The organism is Acetobacter oeni (assembly GCF_011516825.1).
In the GTDB taxonomy this organism is placed as follows: domain Bacteria; phylum Pseudomonadota; class Alphaproteobacteria; order Acetobacterales; family Acetobacteraceae; genus Acetobacter; species Acetobacter oeni.
In genome coordinates this window covers 1-4,694 of record NZ_WOTA01000067.1, presented here as the reverse complement: position 1 = coordinate 4,694, position 4,694 = coordinate 1, and the positions used below count along the sequence as shown (strand labels likewise).

The 4,694-nt window shown below is 59.6% G+C and carries 5 protein-coding genes and 1 pseudogene; 2 read left to right on the top strand and 4 right to left on the bottom strand.

Annotated elements, in window-relative coordinates:
* A pseudogene (locus GOB90_RS18440) lies at nt 1-547 on the top strand (hypothetical protein); the annotation flags it as partial.
* A 150-nt stretch (nt 548-697) separates the two neighbouring features.
* Here the strand turns inward: GOB90_RS18440 and GOB90_RS18435 are convergent.
* The 4 genes from GOB90_RS18435 to GOB90_RS18420 all read right to left on the bottom strand — a co-directional run bounded on the left by GOB90_RS18435 (nt 698) and on the right by GOB90_RS18420 (nt 4,072).
* On the bottom strand, nt 698-1,315 hold the full coding sequence (locus tag GOB90_RS18435) for a TetR/AcrR family transcriptional regulator (RefSeq protein ID WP_173572214.1): 618 nt from the start codon (nt 1,313-1,315) through the stop codon (nt 698-700).
* Between the two features lie 299 nt (nt 1,316-1,614).
* Nucleotides 1,615-2,244 (bottom strand): hypothetical protein, encoded by a 630-nt coding sequence (locus GOB90_RS18430; RefSeq protein WP_146893059.1) that lies wholly within the window; start codon nt 2,242-2,244, stop codon nt 1,615-1,617.
* On the bottom strand, nt 2,241-3,701 hold the full coding sequence (locus GOB90_RS18425; RefSeq protein ID WP_146893061.1) for a diaminopimelate decarboxylase family protein: 1,461 nt from the start codon (nt 3,699-3,701) through the stop codon (nt 2,241-2,243). The genes GOB90_RS18430 and GOB90_RS18425 overlap by 4 nt, the downstream gene beginning before the upstream one ends.
* The gene (locus tag GOB90_RS18420) at nt 3,698-4,072 is read right to left on the bottom strand and encodes a hypothetical protein (protein WP_146893063.1); all 375 of its coding nucleotides are present in this window, start codon (nt 4,070-4,072) and stop codon (nt 3,698-3,700) included. The genes GOB90_RS18425 and GOB90_RS18420 overlap by 4 nt, the downstream gene beginning before the upstream one ends.
* A 487-nt stretch (nt 4,073-4,559) precedes the next feature.
* On the opposite strand from GOB90_RS18420, the gene GOB90_RS18415 reads away from it, so the two are divergent.
* Nucleotides 4,560-4,694, top strand: a 135-nt coding sequence (locus GOB90_RS18415) for a transposase (protein WP_173572213.1), incomplete at its 3' end; no start/stop codon positions are given.

Genomic DNA, 4,694 nt, shown 5'->3' with positions numbered 1-4,694 from the left:
TAAACTCGGCAAGAAACCTGCCGTCCATGACCCGCGCACGTATCGGCTGAAGGCTGTTCTGGCGACGGCGCTTCCGGTGATTCCCTCGAAGGTAAACTGGGCGCCATCCGCTCAGTGGCCCATGTGGTGCATCGACGAAATCACCTCAACCACGAAACAGACCCGCGTGAAGGGGGGGCTACAGCGGTCCGGAAAGCACCGAGCCGATCCCGTCACCGGACGGTCAGCGGCGGCGAACGCGCACTGGGATCGGCTGTGGCTCGGGCTCTGGAGACGCAGCGAGGCTCACGACCCACACCGCGAGGACCGACGTCACACTGAGAACCAGGATTTCCGCAATCCGCAAACTGGACGCGAGCGATACAAGATCAGCTGGGACAGACATTTCAAGCCCTCCGTCCATGTGACAGTCAGGCTGCACATGGTTGACAGTTCAGTGACACCAAGGAGGGCACGCGTATTCGTTCGGCGCAAGTCAAAACTGGCGACCGGTGTCGCACGCGGACCTGCCATCAACTACGGGAGCCCCGAGCGACGGCGACACTGACGTGCGTCTTTTGACCTTTCATCGCAAGGTGGCGTTACAGAGAGCGATGACGTTGCGGCAATCGTCTTTCGTATGATGAAGTCATGATCTGTGCGCGCCATCATAGACAAAAAAAGACGCCCGTGCCGCGGCAAACCACAGCCGACTGTCTCACGCCTGTGCGGATGACGTGTCATCTGCGGTAAGCCCCAGAATCAGCGCATTCCAGAGTGCGTGCACATCCGATGCCTTATCAATGAGTGCGTGGATGGCGACGCCGTCGAGGAACGACGAAATAATCTGTGCTGCAATCGGCGCCGATATACCCTGTCGCAGCGGAAGGTCGTTGGCCATTTTCACCAATATGGTCCGAATACCCTCGACTTCGGCTCGCTGATTTCCCAGCAGAAGCTGGGCGAGATCCGTGGAGCCAAGGCTGTGGCGGATAACCTCGAGGCGCAAAGCACCGAGTGGCAGATCGGCCCGCTGTGAGTCGGCAATCCAAGCAGAAACCGTGGCGCGTGTCGTTGGTAGCGTGTCGATCTTGGCACTCAGACGCTGGCGATCCAGCGCGTCGCGTTCGGCGATAGCGGCATCGAGAATTTCATGCTTACTCGCGAAATGCGCGTAAAAGGCTCCGCGAGTGAACCCCGCTTCCTTGGCGATCGCCTGGATGGACGTCCCATCGAACCCATATCGGGCAAACAGATGCAGCGCCGAGACAATCAGGGCCGTGCGGGTCTCCTGCTGTTGTTCGTTGCGGGACAGTTTCCGCGATGACTGGTCCATACGATACGTCCTTCCGCCCGTGGGCAGATGCCGCGCCCAAAGCAGATATAGCGAGATATCGTGGCCGTCGGCATTTCTGAACCCTGCCGATACTATAAGCGTAAATATTGACGGAGTGAAGCGAGCCCAGCTCCGGCACGAAAGGGACAGCATACCTCTTCATCGTGTTACTCAAGCACAGCGAGCTTGCGTTGTAGTCTTAGGTGTTAGCCTCAATGCGCGTCGGCAGGACTGGACAGTATCAAGGATACGACCACGCTTACATTTGCGCCAAGAGCGTCTGGTTTGTCGCCCTATCGCTACGAAAACAGACCTATTACGATCAGGATCAGCCCGAACACCATACTGGCCACCGCAGCGCCGTACCGTCTGAACCCCTCGGAGCGCGAGCGCCAGTTACCCAATGGGGTGAGGCCGAACCCGATGATGACCCAGAGCGGGAGCGTATAGATGGTGCTGTAGAGCACCGCCCAGCCCCAGTCGAAAACCGCGCTGCCATGCATGCCGGAGATTTCCAGCATTGCCACCACGAGCTGACCACCAAATGGCAGAAGTGCCAGGCTGACAGCGGCTGCGACTACAATCGTTTTCGCGGAGGTCGCGTCGGCGATCGAAAGCCACAAGCGTATCCTGACATCGGGATGACGGTACGCCTTGGCGGCGTCGTAAAGTCCCTGTCCCACCAAACCAACTCCGGCAAGCACGATGAGCACCACCGGCCAGATCGTCTGCTGCAGTCCACGGAAAAAGTCGAATCCCTGGATGAGAAGCCATGCGAAGACCGTATTGATAATGAGGGTCGCGGCAGCAAAAACTGTGGCCTGTCGGATAGCGCGATTGACGATCAGGGCTTCCAGGACCATGCCGATGGCAAGCGGGTTGATCGAGTCCGCCATGGCCAGCGTGACGATCCCGAGGGCGCCGGTCATCGGTGATCTCCCTTGGCATCCACAACGTCACGGGAAAGCACATCGTCGATCGTCTCACGACGACGGATGAGTTGGGGTCCGTTGTCATCAATGAGGATGCTTGCAGGTCTGGGCAACGAATTGAAGTTCGTTGCCGCCTGCTCGTTGTAGGCGCCAGTGTTCTCAAACACGATGAGATCGCCAGGGGAGATGCCGCACGCGACCCGCGCATCCCCGACGATGCGATCGGCGTCACAGCTGACCCCCGTCAGGTCCACGATTTCGGTGCCAGTGCCTGGATGGGCCGGGTCCACCCGCACAGTGAAACGACATTTTTCGGTATTGGCGTCGGAAAGAAATGCCGTGGAGGTGTCGGTAATCACCCATGTCCAAGGCAGGGGCCGCATTTGACGTTTGACGCCAAGCACGCGGGCAAGATGGCTGCCGGCATCCGCAAAAATCCCTCGCCCGGGCTCCACCTCAAGAGCAACCTGACGCAGATCCAGCCGACCACCGAGCACGTGGACCAGTTCGCCGATCATCGCACCCGCATAATCGTCGAACGATGGTGGGGGCGCCGACGCCCGGTTCTCGGCAATTTGTCGCCGGGATGCGCGAAAAAGGGCTGCTGTCACGGCACAACGTATTTTCGTCGGAAGCAGCCGGAGGCCCTGCAGCGCGAAAACCTCAGCCGCAAAGCCGAACGATCCTTGATGAGCGATACCGTCACCCGGCCCGGCGAAACCTCCGCCAACGTCGATCTCTCGCGGAACCCATCCCGGCCACGCTTCGAGGCAGAGGATAATTTCGCGGGCTGTAGCGCGCCCGGCGGCCCGCCAATACGCAGTCGTTGCCTTGTGACGGCCAAAATGAGTGTGAAGCCCGGTCAGGTTGAGATGCGGCGATGCAATCACGCGTTTCCCGGCCCTGAGAAGGTCCGCGGTCGGCATCCCGGACTTGTAGGCCTGGGACGCGATGTAGGTTGGCACGCCTTCCGTGAGAAAGTCGGTAGCGGCCCAGTAATCACCAAGATCGGGGCGCATCCGCAACCTGAGGGACGCGACAACGCCCGCTTTGGCGGCGGCGTTTTCGATCGCATCAAGTTCGCCGATATCATCGACAGTGATACGTACGCCGTCGCGCACCAGTCTGTCGATGAACCCGACGCTCGCGAGCTTGCCGTTACCATTCAGGCTCATCGATCCCGGCGAGAATCCTGCTCGCAAGGCGGCCTCGTACTCGCCTTCGCTAAACAGGTCGCAACCGTCGGTCTCCGTGCGCAGACGCTTGAGGAGCGCGATCGCGGTCCCGGCCTTGATGGCGGGGAGGATTCTTACCGGCCCGGCCCAGTGAGCCTGAAACGCTGCCTGAAACTTTCGCACGTTCTGGATGAGAATACGCGCGTCGATCACGTAAAGCGGGGTTCCGTAGGCTTCGGCCAACTCCTCCGCGTCGAAGGAGGCTATCTGCAAGGTCATGATGCATCCCCGATCAATATCAGCGCAACGAGGGAGCAGGCGCTGGTAACGAGCAGCGCATCACCAATGTACTCGCGCGTTTTTCCGCCGTTAGCGAGGTCATAGGCGAAATCTATAAGGCCAAGAAAAAGCATCATCCCCGCAGCAACCAGGCCTGTTGTCCTCATCGCGCCAATCCCCAGAAGAGCCAGGATGGCGGTCGTCGCCAGAAGCAGGGCAAGGGTGAGGTCGGGGAGACGGAATGCGCTCTCATGGGCGACATAACCGGCAGGGTGGCCCTCATCGCCTGGGGCGCTTCGTGTCCACAGGATCCAATAGGTGGGGATGGTCACGGCCCAAAGCAGGCACAGCACCACGATGGCGATGGTCATTTTCTCTCCAGATTTGAACGGTTCTGCGTGGCGTTCGATTCGGATACACTTGTGTATCTGAGTTGGACGCTATCTCAGTTCCGGTACAATCGCCAGCGGGAAAAAGCCCGTATCGTGGGGGAGTTTCATGGTGCAGCCGGATCTGACTGAGGGAGAAATCTGGCGTTTTGCCCTACCTTGCTCTGTTACATGCATTCCGGATCGACACCGCCTCGGCGCGCAGGCGTGATCCCTCTGTCTACAGCCGACTCTCGAGCTCGTTCAGGTCGGGATCTGCACCCGATGTTCCATCGCACCTGATTGCCGCGCGCCGTATGTCGCATCAGACCCTTTATCCGCAGCAAACTTGCGAACCCGACGGTGCGGCAAGGGAGAAACACGGAGCAGCGATACTAGGGCGTGTCGTCAGTTAGCGCCTGCTGGTCTGGGCCTTGTACTTTTGTCCGATGCATGATGTTTTCTCCCTGTTTTCAGGGGGGATATGTGGATGCGCCGGTATGCTCTGAGTGACAGTCAGTGGGAGCAGATCAGGGATCTTCTTCCGGGCCGGGAAGGCCATGTGGGCGGGACGGCCGCGGATAACCGTCTGTTTGTGGAAGCGGTGCTGTATCGGTATCGCGCT